This is a genomic window from Acidovorax sp. SUPP950 (genome assembly GCF_030158935.1).
Classification (GTDB): Bacteria; Pseudomonadota; Gammaproteobacteria; order Burkholderiales; family Burkholderiaceae_C; genus Paracidovorax.
The window spans coordinates 19213-34834 of the sequence record NZ_BQXE01000002.1 but is presented as its reverse complement, the minus strand read 5'-3'; the positions used below and the strand labels follow the sequence as shown (position 1 = coordinate 34834).

Below are 15622 nucleotides of genomic sequence, written 5' to 3'. Positions count from 1 at the left end.
AGCGCGGGGACCTGGCACGGCGTCACCTGCCCGATGGCCGCGGAGCAGGCCGCGCCAGCAGACGCCGTGGAACTGGCTTTGCCAGGCCACTGGCGGCGTCCCCCGGGGGGGAAGGCGCCGAAGGCGACACAGGGGGGATATCTCATGATTCCAGCCACGAGGGCTTGCGCTTTTGCAGGAAGGCCTGCACGCCCTCGCGGCCCTCGTCGCTGGCGCGGATGTCGGCAATGCCCTGCACCGTGGCGGCGATGAGCGCGGCATCGATGTCGCGGCCCGCCACGTCCTGCACCAGCCGCTTGCAGGCGCGCACGGCGGCCGGGCTGGCGCTGGTGAGCGCCTTGAGCCACGCATCCACCGTGTCGTCGAGCTGCTCGAACTCCACCACCGCATGCACGAAGCCCAGGTGCAGCGCCTCGGCCGCGCCGAATCGCTCGGCGGTCAGGAAATAGCGGTGGGCGGCGCGCGCGCCCATGGCGCGGATCACATAGGGGCTGATGGTCGCCGGGATGAGCCCCAGCTTCACCTCCGACAGGCAAAAGCCCGCCGTGTCGACGGCCACCGCCATGTCGCAGGCCGCCACCAGGCCCATGCCGCCGGCATACACGTCGCCCTGCACGCGGGCGATGGTGGGCTTGGGGCACTCGTAGATCGTGCGCAGCATCTCGGCCAGCGCGCCGGCGTCGGCCACGTTCTCCTCGCGCGTGTAGTCGGCCATGCGGCGCATCCAGTTCAGGTCGGCGCCGGCACAAAAGGCCGTGCCCTGCGCGGCCAGGACCACGGCACGCACGCCGTCGCGGCTGCCTGCCTGCGCGAAGGCGTCGGTGAGCGCGGCAATGGTTTCGTCATTGAAGGCGTTGCGCAGATCGGGCTGCGCCAGCGTGATGCGCGCCACGGCGCCGTCATAGGCCGTCTGGACGGAATTCATGGGTTGGGTCCTCGGTGCTCTGGAGAAAAAGCCGGGCGCGGATGCGGCCGGATGCGTGCGGCGGACCAATGCCGGGGCCTCATGGCGCCTCCCACACGACGTGGTCGTCCACGGCATACAGGTGGCAGGTCGCCGCCTTGGCGTTTTCGTTGCAGCGGGCCACCGCCGCGGCCATGGCATCGGCCCGGCCGTAGTAGTAGGCCCAGGCGCCGCTGGGCGCGATGGCGTAGGCCCGCGGCCACGGCGCCGCGAGAAACTTGCGGTAACCCTCGCGCGCCGCATCGCGCACGTAGGGGATGGCCGACGCATCGGCGACGGGGTAGGCGTCGGTGGCCCGGGGCACGGCGCTGTCGTGCGGCATCATCGGAATGTGCGTCACCGGCCGGGACGGCAGGCCCAGGCCGGCCAGGAAGCGCTCCACCTCCGGCAGCCAGATTGGCACGCCGCTTTGCGAGGCGAACAGCCGGTGCGAATCGGTTCCGAATCGGCCATACGCCACCAGCTGCGCCCGCCCACCGGCGGCCACGTAGCGCGCGTACATGTCGCGGTACAGCGAGGTGGGCCAGTACGAATCGTTGTCGCCGTAGAACCACAGCGACGGCAGGCGCGTGCCCTGGCCGTAGGCACCGAAGGCGCTGGCCAGGTTGTTTTCCCAGCCGGGGCATTGCTCCTGCCGCAGTCCGCCGGCGAAATTGATGAGGCCGCGCACGCCGGGCGGGTTCAGCGTGCCCAGCGCCAGGGTGGTCAGGCCGCCGTGCGACTGGCCGACGACCACGATGCGCTGGCTGTCCGCATCCGGCAGGCGGCGCACGTAGGCCAGCGCGGCCTGAACGTCCTCGGCCTGGTTGCGGCCATTGCCTTCCACGTTGCAGCCGCTGCCCAGGTAGGCGCCCGTGGACCGCGAGAAGCCCTGGCGCATCGGGATCACCACGAGGTAGCCGCGCTCCACGAACACGCGGGCGGCCGCCAGGTAGCGCGCACGCTCCTGCAGGCGCGGATTGCCGTTGGCCTTGCCGTGGTTGATCACGACGACGGGAAACGGCCCCGTGCCCGCAGGGCGGTACACGGTGGTTTCCAACTCGGTGGCCAGCAGCCCTTCGCCCTTGGGCACCATCACGATCTGCTCGCGCAGCGTGGCATCCAGCGTGGGCGGTGTGGACGGCGCCAGCTGCGCCAGGGCGGGCAAGGCGCCCAGCAGCAGCGCGCAGCGCAGCATCCAGGCCAGGGCGTGTCGGCGAAGGGTCATGGCGGGATCTGCGTCGGAGTCTTCGGCGGGCTGGCGGTCACATGCGGAACAGGCCGAACTTCGTGTCTTCGATGGGCGCATTGCGCGTGGCCGACAGGCCCAGCGCCAGCACACGGCGCGTGTCGGCAGGGTCGATCACGCCGTCGTCCCACAGCCGCGCGGTGGCGTAGTAGGGGTGGCCCTGGCTCTCGTACTGCTGGCGGATGGGGGCCTTGAAGGCCTCTTCTTCCTCGGCACTCCACTGGCCGCCCTTGCCCTCGATGCCGTCGCGCTTGACGGTGGCGAGCACGCTCGCGGCCTGGTCGCCGCCCATGACGGAGATGCGCGCGTTGGGCCACATCCACAGGAAGCGCGGCGAATACGCACGCCCGCACATGCCGTAGTTGCCCGCGCCGAACGAGCCGCCGATGACGATGGTGAACTTGGGCACGGCGGCGGTGGCCACGGCGGTGACCATCTTGGCGCCGTTGCGCGCGATGCCCTCGTTCTCGTACTTGCGGCCCACCATGAAGCCGGTGATGTTCTGCAGGAACACCAGCGGGATCTTGCGCTGGCAGCACAGCTCGATGAAGTGCGCGCCCTTGAGGGCGGACTCGCTGAACAGGATGCCGTTGTTGGCGATGATGCCCACGGGCATGCCCTCGATGCGCGCGAAGCCCGTGACCAGCGTGGTGCCGTAGCGCGCCTTGAACTCGTCGAACTCGCTGCCGTCGACGATGCGGGCGATGATCTCGCGCACATCGAAGGGCTTGCGCGTGTCCACCGGAATCACGCCGTACAGCTCATCCGCTATGAATTTAGGAGCGACGGAGGCATGCAATTCCCCGGCATGGGCCTTGTTTCTATTCAAATTGCGCACCGCGTTGCGGGCCAGCTGCAGCGCGTGCAGGTCGTTTTGCGCCAGGTGGTCGGCCACGCCGGACAGGCGCGTGTGCACGTCGCCGCCCCCTAAGTCCTCGGCCGTCACGACCTCGCCCGTGGCCGCCTTCACCAGCGGCGGGCCGCCCAGGAAGATGGTGCCCTGGTTCTTGACGATGATGGATTCGTCGCTCATGGCCGGCACGTAGGCGCCGCCGGCGGTGCACGAGCCCATCACCACGGCGATCTGCGCGATGCCCTGCGCGCTCATGTGCGCCTGGTTGTAGAAGATGCGGCCGAAGTGGTCGCGGTCGGGAAACACCTCGTCCTGGTTGGGCAGGTTGGCGCCGCCGGAATCCACCAGGTAGATGCACGGCAGGTGGTTCTGCGCGGCCACCTCCTGCGCGCGCAGGTGCTTCTTCACCGTCATGGGGTAGTAGGTGCCGCCCTTCACCGTGGCGTCGTTGCACACCACCATGCAGTCCACGCCGCTCACGCGGCCGATGCCGGCGATCAGCCCGGCGCCGGGCGCGTCGTTGTTGTACATGTTGAGCGCGGCCAGGGGCGCCAGTTCGAGGAACGGCGTGCCGGGGTCCAGCAGCATCTGCACACGCTCGCGCGGCAGCAGCTTGCCGCGGGCCGTGTGCTTGGCGCGGGCGGCTTCGCCGCCGCCCTGGGCCACCTGGGCGGTGCGGGCGCGCAGGTCATCGACCAGGGCGCGCATGGCGGCGGCATTGGCCAGGAAGTCGGCCGAGCGGGCATTGAGTTGGGATTCGAGGATCATGCGGTGGTGCTTTCCTGCAGGCCGAGCTGTTCTTTCATGGCGTCGCGGATCTTGAATTTCTGGATCTTGCCGGTCACCGTCATCGGGAACTCGGCGACGAATCGGATGTAGCGCGGCACCTTGTAGTGCGCGATCTGCCCCTTGCAGAACGCGCGGATGTCGTCCTCGGTGGGCGCGGCCGTGCCGGGCTTGGGAATGATCCAGGCGCACAGCTCTTCGCCGTAGCGGGCATCGGGCACGCCCACCACCTGCACGTCCTGCACCTGCGGGTGGCGGTAGAGAAACTCCTCGATCTCGCGCGGGTACACGTTCTCGCCGCCGCGGATCACCATGTCCTTGATGCGGCCGACGATGTTCACGTAACCCTCGGCATCCATGGTGGCCAGGTCGCCGGTGTGCATCCAGCCGGCATCGTCGATGGCCTCTCGGGTCCTGGCCGGGTCGTCCCAGTAGCCGTGCATGACCGAGTAGCCGCGCGTGCACAGCTCGCCGCGCTCGCCCACGGGCACCACGGCGCCGGATTCGGGGTCGATGATCTGGATCTCCAGGTGCGGCTGCACCTGGCCCACGGTGGACACGCGCTTGTCCAGCGGCGTCTCGGTGCTGCTCTGGCAGCTGACCGGGCTGGTTTCGGTCATGCCGTAGGCGATGGTGATCTCCGACAGGTGCATGTCGCTCACCACGCGCTTCATCACCTCGATGGGGCACGGCGAGCCGGCCATGATGCCGGTGCGCAGCGTGGACAGGTCGAACTCGGCGAAGCGCGGGTGGTCCAGCTCGGCGATGAACATCGTGGGCACGCCGTGCAGGCCAGTGCAGCGCTCGGCCTGCACCGTCTCCAGCACCTTGAGCGGATCGAAGCCGTCGCTCGGGTACACGATGGCCGCGCCGTGCGTGAGGCAGGCCAGGTTGCCCAGCACCATGCCGAAGCAGTGGTACAGCGGCACGGGAATGCACAGCCGGTCCTCGGGGGTGAGCCGCATGCACTCGCCGATGAAGAACCCGTTGTTCAGGATGTTGCGGTGCGTGAGCGTGGCGCCCTTCGGAAAGCCCGTGGTGCCGCTCGTGAACTGGATGTTGATGGGGTCGTTGGCGGCAAGCGTGGCGGCCACGGCATCGATGCGCGCATCCTGCGCGTCGCCGCGCGCCATCAGATCGGAAAACCGCAGCAGGCCGGGCGAGTCGTCGCCGCCCGCCACGTCTCCCGGCGCGCTGTCGATCCACACCACCGTGCGCAGCTGCGGCAGCCGGTCGGACTGCAGTGCGCCAGGCGTGCCGGCGGCCCACTGCGGCGCCAGTTCGCGCAGCATGCCCAGGTAGTCGCTGGTCTTGAAGCGCGCCATCGTCACCAGCGCCTTGCAGCCGACCTTGTTGAGCGCGTATTCCACCTCCGAGGTGCGGTAGGCGGGGTTGATGTTGACCAGCACCAGGCCCACCTGCGCGGTGGCCAGCTGCATGAGCACCCATTCGGCGTTGTTGTGCGACCAGATGCCCACCCGGTCGCCCGGGTTCAGGTCCAGCCCCAGCAGCGCGCTGGCCAGGCGGCGCACCTCGGTGTGCAGCTGGCCGTAGGTGTAGCGCAGGCCCTGGTGCACGCTCACCAGCGCCTCGCGGTCCGGCTGGCGCTGCGCCATGTCGCTGAAGAAGGCGCCGATCGTCTGCTCGATCAGGGGCACCGCCGTGCTGCCGCGTGCAAAGGCGGAAGTCAACGGGGCGGTCGGGCTCACTGGGTCCATGGCAATGTCTCCTCGTGTGGCACGCCCCCGGCCCGGCCGGGAACGGCGATGGGCCGCAGCATACGCCCGCCCGGGCCCGGACCGCATGACAGATGGGGTCACAAAGGTTGCAATATGCGCCACACAAGGCAAACTCCCCCCATGCCCGAACCCGCCACCGCCCTGCCCCGCACCGCCCCCCACGCGCCCACCGCCGCCACGCCCATGGCCTTCGTGCGGGCCATCGTGCAGGCCTACACCCAGCGCGGCATGGACGCCTCGGCCGTGCTGCGGCAGGCACAAATCACGCCATCGGACATCGCGCATCCGCACGGGCGCATCACGGCGCTGCAGATGGAGCAGCTCTCCGACGGCGCCATGCGCGAACTGGACGACGAGGCCCTGGGCTGGTTCGGCCGGCGCCTGCCCTGGGGCAGCTACGGCATGCTGGCGCGGGCCTCGATCAGCGCGCCGCACCTGGGCCTGGCCCTGCAGCGCTGGTGCCGCCACCACGGCCTGCTGACCGACGACATCGCCCTGCACCTGACCAGCGACGGCGCCACCGCCACGCTGGCGATCACCGAACACCGCGACCTGGGCACGCTGCGCGAGTTCTGCCTGGTCTCGATGCTGCGCAACGCGCTGGGGCTGGCCTGCTGGCTCATCGATTCGCGCCTGCCGCTGCAGGGCGCGGATTTTCCTTTCGCGCCACCGCCGCACCAGGCGGCCTATCCGCTGCTGTTCGCCGGCCCCATCGCCTTCCGCGCGCCGCATGCCGCGCTGCGCTTCGATGCGCGCTATCTGGCGATGCCGCTGCAGCGCGACGAGAACGCGCTGCGCACCATGCTGCAGCGCGCGCTGCCCCTGACGGTGCGCCAGTACCGGCGCGACCGCCTGCTGGTGCAGCGCGTGCGGCAGGCGCTGGCAGCCGACACTGGCACGCTGCAGGGCGCGGACGCGCTGGCCGAGCGGCTGCACCTGTCGCCGCGCACGCTGCACCGCCAGCTCAAGGAAGAAGGCGCATCGCTGCAGGCGCTGAAAGACGAGGTGCGCCAGCACCGCGCCATCGAATGGCTGCACCGCACCGACCGGCCGATCAAGCAGGTGGCGCAGGCCGCGGGCTTTCTCAACGAAAAGAGCTTCATCCGCGCGTTTCGGGGCTGGACGGGGCAGTCCCCCGCCGCGTTCCGCCGCGCCGCCCGGCTGGCGGGCGGGGGTGGATTCGGCCAGGGCGTGTGACCTAAGCCTTGCCGGCGGCGGCCTCGTCAGGAATGGGGCGCACGAACAGCTTGGCATAGCTGCGCAAGGTGCCCGATTGCGACAGGTCGTCGGTGATGAACGCCCGGTACTTGGCGCTCAATGCGTCGCCCGACGCGCCGCTGCCGTGGTTGACCTGATCGAGAAAATCCTGCCGCATCTGCTGCAGTTGCGCGTGCGACATGCCACGGTCCTTCAGCGCCTGGAACGCCGCCTCCCGCTTCATCCCGGCGAGGGCGATGGGCTTGGCTCCTGCGGCCGCGGGCACCGTCGCCGGCGCTTGCTGCACCTTGGCGGAGAACTTCGGCGCCTCCTGCCGCCCGGCGCCCGCATTCGGCCGGGGACCTGCATTCGGCTTGGGCTCCGCGTTCGGCCGAGGCCCGGCATCGGCCTGGGGACCGGTGTCTGGCTTGGGGCCGGCATCCGCCTTGGCACCTGCGGCGCCCGCTTTCGGCGGAGGCGGCAAAGCCGTCAGAAAATCCACCACACCGGCGGTGTCGTTCAACAGCAACTGCTTCAGCTCCGGCTCGGTGAAGTTCTCGCGCAGCCGCTGCCAGTTCTCGGCACGGACCTCGGGGCCCTTGCCCGGGGCATGGCCGCCCAGGATCGCCACGAGATCCTTCAGCCTCGGTGGGTCCATGCGATCGATTTCATGCAGCTGGAACACGGCCAGCACCTGGGCCGCAGGCGATTTCGGCAGTGCCGGCGTTGTCAGGAACTTCATCACGGCGGCAGTCTTCTTCAGCAGCAACTGCTGCAGTTCAGGCCCTTTGAACTGGCTGCGCAGCAGCTTCCAGTTCCGGGCCAGCAGCGCCGGGTCCACGCCCAGGGTGCGCCCGCCCAGGAGCTTCGTGAACTGCTTGACCTGCATCGGGGTCATGCGGTCGACTTCATGCAGCAGGATGCTGGACAGCACCTGCGCGACCGTCGGCTTCAGCGGAACGATCGGTGGCGCGCCCGGCCGCCGGGCATGGGCGCTGGCGTGTCCCGCGAACTTCTGCGGCGCAGGCCCCCGGCGGTCGGTGGCGGTGGCGCTGTCGGCCGGGTGGCCCGCCGCCCTGCGCTGCGGCATCGGCCCCGTGCCCACACCGGGCTTGGAGCGGCCCTGCCGCGCGGGCTCCCGGTACTCCGGAACGGCATTGGCACCGCGTTCGGAGGCGCTGTTGAAACGGGAAGAAGGGCTCTTGGGAATGTGAATCGACATGGGCGGCTCCTGAGAGAGGGCAGGAAGCGGTGCCACGCACCACGCCCCATCCCACCGCACCGGATCGTGGGCGCGAAAGCCCCGGACCGGCCGCGGCGGAGCGAACCCATGCCCCGCGCTGCGAAGGCGCGTCGGCATGGCCGCCCCGGTCACCCGCCCCGACGGCACCGGCAGACCGTGGCCGCCGTGCCCCCGCCTCTCCGTCAACCCAGCAGTTCGGGCAACTCGGCCATGTGGACCATCACGTGCACCGCCCCGGCGGCGCGCAGCGCCTGGGCCGACCCGTGTCCCACGGGCGCCGGGCTGTAGCCGACCACCGTGGCGCCCGCCGCCACGCCGGCCTGCACGCCCGTGACCGAATCCTCCACCACCAGGCAGCGCGCCGGGGCCACGCCCAGCGCGGCGGCCGCGGCCAGGTACACATCGGGCGCGGGCTTGGTGCGGGGCATTTCGTGGCCGCTGAAGACGCGGCCCTGGAAGAACGGCGTCAGCCCGACCTTGGCCAGTTGCAGCTCCACCTTGAAGCGGTCGGCACCCGACGCGCAGGCGATGCGCCCCCCGAGCCGCGCATGCACGGCACGCACGGCATCGGGGGCGCCGGGAATGGGGCCCAGCTCGGCCTGCAGGGCCGCATTGCGGCGGGCGTAGAAATCGGCCATCCAGGCGTCGGTCAGCGGCTGGCCGGTTTCGGCCTCGATGCGCGCCGCCTCGCTGCGCACGGCCTTGCCCAGGAAGATGGCCAGGCATTCCTCGGGCGTGAGCGACCAGCCCGAGGCTTCGAGCCGGTCGCGCAGCACGCGGTGGGTGATGGGTTCGCTGTCCACGAGCACGCCGTCGCAGTCGAACAGCACGGCGTCGTAGGAAGAGGGCAGGACGGATGGGGGCATGGCAGGGTCGGGGCGAGAGCGCGCAGGATCGGCGCGAGGGGCAGGCAGCACAGGCACTGCGTGCGATGCATCCGGCGGCGCCGAAGCCGGCGCCGCTGGAAACCAGCCCGGAATCTACCGCATGCCTGCGGCGGCCCGGACGCTGCCGGCCTTCACGGGTAGGTGATGCCCGCCAAGGGGTTGCGCATGGCGAGCGCGCCGCCGACCGAGACCGAGAACCGCGCACTCTGGCTGGTGCCGAGATCGGTGACACCCACGTCGCTGTAATAGAACAGGCCCTGGGCCGCCCGCGCATTGAACTGGGACTGCAGCTGCGCCAGGCTCTGCGCACCGCTCGACGGCTCCACGCTGTAGCGGATGGCACCGCTCTGGGCCGCGCTCTTTTCGAAGATGCTCGCGCTCGCGCCCGCCTGCAGCACGAAGTCCCCGATCCACAGGCGGCCTTGCCCGCCCTGCTCGTCCAGCCGCTGGCGCAATGCGTCGCCGTAGGTGGCCGGGGACGACGGCAAGCCGTCCAGGCCCACGTAGGCATAGGTATTGGCCGACGAATCCTTCATGTAGAGGTTGAAGGATTCACTGCCTTCCACCATCGGCCCCACCAGGCGAAAACCGCGCGCGCCCTGCGCGTTGAGCTGGGCCACGAAGCCGTCGCGCGACAGTGCGGACGACATCGGCTGCCGCTCATAGGTGTAGGTGAGGGACTTGGAGGTGTCCTTCACGAAGAGCCCCTGGATGCCTGATGCCGAGCCGAACGACAAAGGCGCCTTGTACGCGAAGCCGCCCGCGCCCTGCTGGTTGAGCAGCGCCAGCAGCGCGTCCGCCGTGGCGGGCTGCGCGATGGCCGCGTATTGCAGGCGCGATCCGGCATGGGCCGTGTCCTGCAGGTAGAAGTCGCCCGATGCCTGCGCGCTGCCACCGGCATCGGCCACGAAGGTGGACACGAACGCGTAGCCCTGGGCGCCCTGGGCGTTCATGGCCGCCAGGGCGGCCTCCATCGACGTGGCCGCGCTTTCCTGGCGGTATTGGCCGGTCACGCTGGCGGGGGCCGGAGCGGGCGAAGGCGCCGGGGTGGGCGTGGTCGGCTCGGGCGAGGGGGCGGGTGCGGGCGTTCCCGGGGCGGTCGGCGCCGTGGGGTCGCCACTGCCGTCGCTTCCGCCGCAGGCGGCCAGCAGGGAGACGATCAAGGCCGCAGCCGTTCGGCGGGTCAGGTCCGCAGTGTTCATGTTTTGTTTCCTGAAAAGGGGTTGAACAGGTGCCCTCCCGGAAGGGAGAACACCCACGATCGCAGCGGACGCGCGTGGTCCGGCCACAAAGGCGCCGGCACGTCCCTGCGTCGGGGTGACTGGCATCAAAGCAACGGACGCGGACGATATCCCCCCGGTTCGGTGCAAGGAGCGGGTGATTTTCAGTACATTGCATCCCATGCCCTCCCCCCTTTCGGGGGGTATTTGTTACGCGGTGCACCGGTTCCGAGGGCGGGCAGCCTGCACCGGCACGGAAGTTTCCTTGAGCTTTTCTGAACCCCTGCGCCCTGGCGGCGACTCTTACGGGCTGGTCGTGGACGACCACCCTCTCGTCGCACACGGCATGGCCGCGTTCCTGCGGTTACACAAGAAACTGGACGATGCGGTGAGCGCGGGCAGCCCGGCCGAAGCCCTGCGCACCATCGCCCAGCGCGGTGCCCCAGCCATCGCACTGGTGGATTTCTGGCTGGCCGACGGGGCCACCGACCTGTTCGTGCGCGACGTGCTGGCGCTCGCGCCGGCCACCCGCGTGCTCATGGTCAGCGGCGACAGCCATCCGGCCATCTTGCTCAAGGCGCGGGCCAGTGGCGCCCATGGCTTCGTTCACAAGCAGGAGGCGCCCGAGGCGTTCGCTGCCGCGGTGAGCGCAGTGCTGGACGGTGGCACCTGGTTCGACGCGGCGCCGGACGGCCCCCCGCCCGTGGCCGACACGCCGCTGGCGCGCGAGGTGCCGTTGGCCCCGGCCGACCTGGGGCTGACGCCGCGCCAGGGCGAGATCCTCGCCCTGCTGCTGCAGGGCCTGCCCAACAAGCCCATCGCCGCCGCGCTGAACGTGTCCGAGCACACCGTCAAGGAGCATGTGACGGCCATCCTGCACAAGCTGCAGGCGCGCAACCGGGTGGAGGCCATCGCCAAGCTGCGCGGCGTGCGGCTGGAAGTGCCGCCAGCGCACTACCCACGCTGAGCCCGCGGCCGAGCCGCCTGCCCGGTCACGCCGGGTCCGTGCGCGCCAGCCAGCGCGACAGCACCGCGTGCAGCGCCTGCGGCGCCAGCGGCTTGCGGAACACGAGGTAGCCGTCGTCCTCGGCCTGCACCAGCGCCGGGGCGTCGTGCTCGCCGCTCACCATGGCGCCGTGCGCATGGCCGCAGCGCGCCAGCAGCGCCTGCAGCACGGCCAGGCCGCTCTCGCCCGCGCCCAGCCGGTGGTCGCACAGCACGGCATCGGGCACGAAGCCGCCGTCCACCCGGGCCATGGCCTGCGCCCCGGTGGCCGCCCATTGCACCTGCAGCCCCCACGACTGCAGCAGTTGGGACAGCGAAGCGGCGATCTGCGGATCGTCCTCCACCAGCAGGCAACGCCCCTGCAGTGAGGCCATGCGTTCGGCCCAGAGCGCCGCCGGCTGCAGCAAAGGCTCGGCCGGCAACGGGCCGCCGGGCTGCGCCGCCGGCAACTCCAGCCAGAAGCACGAGCCCCGGCCCGGCGTGGATTCGAACCCGTGCCCGGCGCCGATCAGCCCCGCCGAGCGGGCCACCACCGACAGCCCCAGGCCGTGCCCTTCGGCCTGCTGCACCTGGGCCTGATCGCTGCGGTAGAACGGTGCATAGATGCGGTGGCGGTCCTTGGGGGCCACGCCCGCACCGGTGTCCCACACCTCGATGCGCCAGCGGCCACCCCGCGCCCGCGCCCCCAGCAACACCCCGCCCGAGGCGGTGTAGCGCAGCGCGTTCTGCGCCAGGTTGAACACCATCTGGCGCAGCAGTGCCGGGTCGCCGCGCACCGCCGCCTCGCGCTGGCGCGGCAGGCGCAGGCGCAGGTGCAGGCCGCGCAGTTCGGCGTCGGGCGCGAACACGGCGGCCACGTCGTCGAACAGGGCGCGCAGGGACACGGTCTCCTCGCGCACCGTGAAGGTGCCCGCCTCGATGCGCGACAGGTCCAGCAGCGCGTTGAACATGAAGTTCAGCGATCGCACGCAGCTCTGGACGTCCTGCAGCACGGCGTTCAGGCGAACGTCGCCGTTGCGCTGCAGGGCCGTTTCCAGCAGCAGGCCCATGGCGTGCAGCGGCTGGCGCAGGTCGTGGCTGGCGGTGGCGATGAACCGGTTCTTTTCCTCCAGCGCGCGCTCGGCGGCCTCCTTGGCGGCGCGGTACTGCTCTGCCAGCCGCGCGCGCTGGCGCTCCATCTCCACCTGCTGCACCACGAAGCGGCGCGATCCCCAGGCATGGCGGCACAGCACGGCGCCGTACAGCAGCATCAGCGGCAGCAGGTAGTGCCAGCGCTGCGGGAAGTACCAGTAGATCGCCAGCGTGGGCGGCAGGTAGCTGGCCGCGAAATAGCGCCAGAAGATGACCGGCACCGGAGCGAGGAACGTCGTGGCCGACGCGATGACCGCGCACAGCACCATGTACAGGAAGAGCCGGAATTCGAGCGGGGCCGCGGACATCGTGAGAAAGACAGGCAGCGTCCACATCAGCCCCGTCCCCAGGGACAGCCACTGGAAGATGCGCTCCCATTTGGGCACGGCCACCGCATCGGGCAGCGCGGCGTCGCGCTGCAGGCCGCGGCGCAGCCGCAGCAGCCCCAGGGCCACGACCCCGAAGAGCACCCACCAGACGATCAGCGGACCGGGCGGCGCGAAGCGGCCGTAGAACCCCACCAGCACGCCGGGGATGACCACTGCGGCGATCTCCGAGGAGCCTCGCGAGGCCAGCGACTGCAGCAGCCGGCGGCGCACGGCCAGGTCCAGCGCCTGCCCGCCGGCCTCCTCGATCCCGCCGGCCCGGGATGCTGGCGGGCCCAGCACATCGGGGACTGCGGGTACGGATGCGGAAACGGGCGTCACCGCGCCGCCGGAGCGATCGGGCATGCGGCAGCGCCTAGCGGAGGTCGCCGTCCACGTAGAACCAGCGCCCGTCCTGCCGCACGAAGCGGCTCAGTTCATGCAGGCGGTGGGCACGGCCGCCGGGCATGCGCTGGCGGGCGACGAACTCGACCTCGGCGCGCTCGCCATCCAGGCGGCGGTGCGCACGCACTTCCAGGCCCAGCCAGCGCACGCCCGGATCGAACGCCACCTGCGCGGGCCGGTGCGCCACCTCCCAGGTGGCGAGCAGGTAGGGCGCCTGCTCGCGCACGAAGGCGGTGTAGCGCGAGCGCATGAGGCTTTCCGCATCGGGCGCGGGGGTGGTGTCGAAGTGGTCGATGTAGCGGCCGCAGCACCCGGCGTAAGGCAAGGGCCGGCGCTGCGGCGAGGGGCCGCAGGAACGGCCACAGGGGCACGCGGCAAGGCCCTCGGGCGGGGCGGGCGATCGTGGGGTGGCCGGGTTCACCGTCTCGCCCCCTGTCATTTCAGCGCCCCGAACACCTTGCGCAGGATGGCGCTGCCCGAGCCGACCGGGTCCTGGCGGATCTTCTTTTCCTCCTCGCCGATCATGAGGTACAGGCCGTCCAGGGTCTTGCCCGTGACGTACTGCGACAGGTTGGCATCTTCCTGCCGGATCAGGCCGAACCCCGCGGCCTTGCTGGCGAAGGCGTTGTACTGCTGCGTGAGCCCCACCTGCTCGATGGCGCGGTTCACCACGGGCAGGAAGCGCTCGCCCAGTGGCACCCGGGTCCTGCGCGCGAAGAACTCGGTCACCGAGGTTTCGCCACCGGCCAGGATGCCCTTGGCATCGGCCACGGTCATCGTCTGCACCGCGCCCACCAGCAGGTCGCGGCCCATCGGCACGGCCTGCTCGGCTGCGCGGTTCATGGAAGTCACCAGTTCGTCGATGCGGCGGCCCTGCCCGAAGCGGCGCATCAGCTCCGCGGCTTTTTCCAGGCGCGCCGGCAGCGCGATGCGCACCTGCGGGTTGCCCAGAAAGCCGTCGGGCCGCCCGAGCAGGGACACGGCGGCCTGCGCGCCCTGCGCCAGCGCAGCTTTCACGCCGCTGGCGGCATCGGCGCCGGACAGGTCGCCCAGCGACAACGCCAGCGCTTGGCCGCGGGCGGCCAGCAGCCCCAGGGCCACGGCCCCGGCGCACGCGCGGTGGTGGAAGGTGCGACGCTGCATGGCGGTCCTTTGCTGCAAAAACGGAAAGCAAGAAAGCGGCCCGGCTCGGGCCCGAGGGGCGCATTCTTGCAGATGGCACACTGCACCCCGCCCATGTCGGGCGCAACTGGAGAATGGCCATGTTGGCAATGAGCGTGCCGTGGTGGGAATTCATCGTTCGCGGGGTGATCGTGTACCTCTTCCTGCTGGTCTTCCTGCGCCTGACCGGCAAGCGCCAGACCGGGCAGACCGCGCCGTTCGACCTGGTGCTGCTGCTGATCCTGTCGAACGCAGTGCAGAACTCGATGAACGCGGGCGACAACTCCCTGGTGGGCGGGCTCATCTCGGCCCTGACCCTCATCGCCTGCCATGTGCTGCTGGCCCAGCTGACCTTCCACTTCCCGCGCCTGGCGCACTTGGTGGACGGCAAGCCGGAGGTGCTGGTGCAGGGCGGCCAGGTCAACGCCGCACTCATGCGCAAGGAACTGATCTCCACCGAGGACCTCGCCGCCGCGCTGCGCGCCGGGGGCAGCCTGCACCTGCACGAGGTGGAGCGGGCCACCATCGAGACCAACGGCCAGATCACCGTGGTGCTGCGCGAGCGGGGCACGGGATCATGACAGAATAGGCCTCCAGCGCAATACCTTCTAGGGCATATAGCTACAAATTTAATAGCAAAATATGACCCAGGTCATTGCCCCCTTCTTCGTTTCCCACCACCCCACACCTCTCTGGATCCCATCGGAACACCCCCATGAATCTTCTGCTCCTGAGCAACTCCAGCAGCGACGCAGGCTATCTCACCCATGCGCTGGACTGGGTCCGCGACTGGGCCGCGCTGCCCTCCGGTCCCGGCGGCGCGGAAGCCGGCGAGGCGCTCTTCATTCCGTTCGCCGGCGTCACGCGCGGCTGGGACGACTACGAGGCCCTGGTGGCGCAGGCCCTGCGGCCGCTGGGCCTGACCATGCGGTCGGTGCACCACGCGGCCGATCCGCTGGCCGCCGTGCAGGGCGCGCGGCGCATCGTGGTGGGCGGAGGCAACACCTTCGCGTTGCTGGGCCACCTGCGCCGCCAGGGCCTGCTGCCCGCGATCGCCGCCCGGGTGCGCGCCGGCGATGCGTCGTACCTGGGGTGGAGCGCGGGCTCCAACATCGCCTGCCCCACCATCCGCACCACCAACGACATGCCCATCACCGATCCCGGCGGGCTGGAGGCGATGGGCCTCGTGCCGTGGCAGATCAACGCGCACTACACCGAGGCCCACCCGCCCGGCCACCGCGGCGAGACGCGGCAGGAGCGCCTGCAGGAGTTCTGCGCGCTCAACCCCGGCACCCCGGTGCTGGGCCTGCCCGAAGGCACGGGCGTGCGGGTGCGGGGCGATGCGCGCACCCTGGTGGGCGACGTGCCCGCCCGGCTGTTCCATGGCGCGGCCACGCCCCGGCTGTTGAATGCGGGACCGTTGCCGGCCGACCTCTGA

14 protein-coding genes are annotated in these 15622 nt (G+C 70.6%); 4 read left to right on the top strand and 10 right to left on the bottom strand.

The annotated features are described in order from the left end of the window. Positions 1 to 142: 142 nt before the first annotated feature. From AVME950_RS09430 to AVME950_RS09415, 4 genes are all read right to left on the bottom strand, one after another. Complete coding sequence (locus tag AVME950_RS09430) at positions 143 to 925, bottom strand: enoyl-CoA hydratase/isomerase family protein (protein WP_284429628.1); 783 nt, start codon at positions 923 to 925, stop codon at positions 143 to 145. Positions 926 to 1004: 79 nt separating this feature from the next. Then, positions 1005 to 2171 (bottom strand): dienelactone hydrolase family protein, encoded by a 1167-nt coding sequence (locus tag AVME950_RS09425; RefSeq protein ID WP_284429627.1) that lies wholly within the window; start codon positions 2169 to 2171, stop codon positions 1005 to 1007. A gap of 37 nt (positions 2172 to 2208) precedes the next feature. After that, complete coding sequence (locus AVME950_RS09420; RefSeq protein ID WP_272565326.1) at positions 2209 to 3813, bottom strand: carboxyl transferase domain-containing protein; 1605 nt, start codon at positions 3811 to 3813, stop codon at positions 2209 to 2211. Then, a complete protein-coding gene (locus AVME950_RS09415; protein ID WP_284429626.1) occupies positions 3810 to 5549 on the bottom strand; it encodes an AMP-binding protein in 1740 nt (579 codons plus the stop codon). The genes AVME950_RS09420 and AVME950_RS09415 overlap by 4 nt, the downstream gene beginning before the upstream one ends. A 141-nt stretch (positions 5550 to 5690) precedes the next feature. On the opposite strand from AVME950_RS09415, the gene AVME950_RS09410 reads away from it, so the two are divergent. Beyond that, a complete protein-coding gene (locus tag AVME950_RS09410; protein WP_284429625.1) occupies positions 5691 to 6767 on the top strand; it encodes an AraC family transcriptional regulator in 1077 nt (358 codons plus the stop codon). Position 6768: 1 nt separating this feature from the next. Here the strand turns inward: AVME950_RS09410 and AVME950_RS09405 are convergent, their stop codons facing one another. The 3 genes from AVME950_RS09405 to AVME950_RS09395 form a co-directional block, all read right to left on the bottom strand. Further along, a complete protein-coding gene (locus tag AVME950_RS09405) occupies positions 6769 to 7989 on the bottom strand; it encodes a hypothetical protein (RefSeq protein WP_284429624.1) in 1221 nt (406 codons plus the stop codon). Positions 7990 to 8192: 203 nt separating this feature from the next. Next, positions 8193 to 8876 (bottom strand): HAD family hydrolase, encoded by a 684-nt coding sequence (locus AVME950_RS09400; RefSeq protein ID WP_284429623.1) that lies wholly within the window; start codon positions 8874 to 8876, stop codon positions 8193 to 8195. Between the two features lie 152 nt (positions 8877 to 9028). After that, positions 9029 to 10099 carry a hypothetical protein gene (locus AVME950_RS09395; RefSeq protein ID WP_284429622.1) on the bottom strand — a complete coding sequence of 357 codons (1071 nt, stop codon included), beginning with the start codon at positions 10097 to 10099 and terminating at the stop codon, positions 9029 to 9031. Positions 10100 to 10382: 283 nt separating this feature from the next. Here AVME950_RS09395 and AVME950_RS09390 point away from each other — a divergent pair, with 283 nt between their 5' ends. Then, positions 10383 to 11084, top strand: coding sequence for a LuxR C-terminal-related transcriptional regulator (locus AVME950_RS09390; RefSeq protein ID WP_284429621.1), 702 nt, complete (start codon positions 10383 to 10385; stop codon positions 11082 to 11084). 25 nt (positions 11085 to 11109) lie between these two features. Here AVME950_RS09390 and AVME950_RS09385 read toward each other — a convergent pair whose 3' ends face one another. From AVME950_RS09385 to AVME950_RS09375, 3 genes are read right to left on the bottom strand one after another with little or no spacing between them, the layout of a single operon-like run. Continuing rightward, positions 11110 to 12984 carry an ATP-binding response regulator gene (locus tag AVME950_RS09385; RefSeq protein WP_284429620.1) on the bottom strand — a complete coding sequence of 625 codons (1875 nt, stop codon included), beginning with the start codon at positions 12982 to 12984 and terminating at the stop codon, positions 11110 to 11112. Positions 12985 to 12994: 10 nt separating this feature from the next. After that, positions 12995 to 13462, bottom strand: a complete 468-nt coding sequence (locus AVME950_RS09380; protein ID WP_502869388.1) for a YchJ family protein — start codon at positions 13460 to 13462, stop codon at positions 12995 to 12997. Next, the gene (locus AVME950_RS09375) at positions 13459 to 14166 is read right to left on the bottom strand and encodes a DUF4197 domain-containing protein (RefSeq protein ID WP_284429619.1); all 708 of its coding nucleotides are present in this window, start codon (positions 14164 to 14166) and stop codon (positions 13459 to 13461) included. Before AVME950_RS09375 ends, AVME950_RS09380 begins: the two co-directional genes overlap by 4 nt. A gap of 119 nt (positions 14167 to 14285) precedes the next feature. On the opposite strand from AVME950_RS09375, the gene AVME950_RS09370 reads away from it, so the two are divergent. Further along, on the top strand, positions 14286 to 14765 hold the full coding sequence (locus AVME950_RS09370) for a DUF421 domain-containing protein (RefSeq protein WP_272565338.1): 480 nt from the start codon (positions 14286 to 14288) through the stop codon (positions 14763 to 14765). A gap of 134 nt (positions 14766 to 14899) precedes the next feature. Beyond that, the gene (pepE, locus tag AVME950_RS09365) at positions 14900 to 15622 is read left to right on the top strand and encodes a dipeptidase PepE (RefSeq protein WP_284429618.1); all 723 of its coding nucleotides are present in this window, start codon (positions 14900 to 14902) and stop codon (positions 15620 to 15622) included.